This is a genomic window from uncultured Campylobacter sp., from assembly GCF_938018145.1.
Lineage (GTDB): Bacteria > Campylobacterota > Campylobacteria > Campylobacterales > Campylobacteraceae > Campylobacter_A.
Genome location: NZ_CALIII010000318.1, coordinates 1 through 1481, shown reverse-complemented (window position 1 = coordinate 1481; position 1481 = coordinate 1). Strand labels below are relative to the sequence as shown.

The 1481-nt window shown below is 47.6% G+C and carries 2 protein-coding genes; both read left to right on the top strand.

Annotated features, from left to right (window positions below):
• Nucleotides 1-827 (top strand): transcription termination factor NusA (gene nusA, locus Q0338_RS07440; protein ID WP_298086200.1); only part of this gene is annotated, 827 nt, incomplete at its 5' end.
• Between the two features lie 307 nt (nt 828-1134).
• On the top strand, nt 1135-1481 hold a 347-nt coding region (locus Q0338_RS07435), incomplete at its 3' end, for a hypothetical protein (protein WP_298086199.1).

The following is a 1481-nucleotide window of genomic DNA, read 5'->3' as shown; positions in this document are numbered from 1 at the left end:
AGATCGGCGACGAGCTAACATACGAGCTATCTACCGACAACCTCGGCCGCACCGCTGCACAAACGCTTCACAAGGAGCTTGAGTATCACATCCAGCGCCTGATGGAGGAAAAAATCTTTCAAAAATATCAAGACATGGTCGGGCACATGGTTTTTGGCTCCGTCACGCGCGTGGATAGCGAGGAAAATACCTTCATCGAGATAGACGAGCTGCGAGCCGTGATGCCGCGCAAAAACCGCATAAAAGGCGAGAAATTTAAACCGGGCGACGTCGTAAAAGCCGTCATAAAAAGCGTCTATATCGACAAATCTATGGGCATCAAGGTCGAGCTAAGCCGCACGTCGCCAAAATTCCTCGAAGCTCTGCTAAAAGCCGAAGTGCCGGAGATCAAGGACGGCCTCGTATTGATCGCCGCTAGCGCTAGAATCCCGGGAGAACGCGCTAAAGTCGCACTCGTAGCCACCTCTCCTAATGTCGATCCTGTGGGCGCGACCGTGGGCACCAAAGGCGTGCGCATAAACGCCGTCACAAAGGAGCTAAACGGCGAAAATATCGACGCAATTGAGTATTCGGCCGAGCCTGCGATCCTCATCACCCGTGCGATGGCGCCGGCGATCATCAGCTCCGTTAAAATCGGCGAGGACGGTAAAGCCGTCGTGAGCCTAGTAACCGAGCAAAAGAGCAAGGCTATCGGCAAAAGCGGCATAAATATCAGGCTAGCTAGCATGCTAACGGGTCACGAGATCGAGCTAAACGAGCTAGGCGCTAGAGGCGAGAGCAAAGACGAAAATGCAAAGGATCTAAAAGCGCTGTTTGGCGATCTGTAGCCAAATTTGAGCCTTTTGGTCGCATTTATTTCGGGCGGTAAATTTGAGGTACGGCGTCCGGGTCAAATTTGACCTGTTTCGTCTGCTAAAATTTGCCGCTTTTTTATTTTGGTGCGTTAAATTTATTCATAAATCAATAAAATTTGCCGCACTTTTCCCGCAAAGCCTGCACTGCAAAAATCATGACGCCGAATTTACAAAACCGTCCGACTGCAAAGTAAATAAATCCAATGCATTTAAATATAATTTTAAAAATATTTAAGGACGCAATATGTAAAATACCCGCAATAACCTCGCAGGATTAAAAGTGAACGCAAAATCGCCGAATCAAACCAAGCCCCTCAAAAAGCTACTTTTGATAGCCTTGATCGCTCTCATTGTCGGCAATGCCCTGATGTACGTAAACCAAAGAAGCGAATGGCTCTACGACGGGCAGCCGTATCCAAAGGCAAAAGAGTGGCTGATAGGCGCGAATTTTATGATGGTGTACGGCAATTTTCTAACCAAACTACCCTTTGTCGATGAAAAAAGCCTTATCGTCCAGCCCGTGCTTGCCTTGCAGGATTATTTCATAAAAAGATGGAAAGAAAATTTACCCGACGACGATGCGGAAAAATACGCAGACTGGTATGTTTTTAGGCTGATGATGTATAT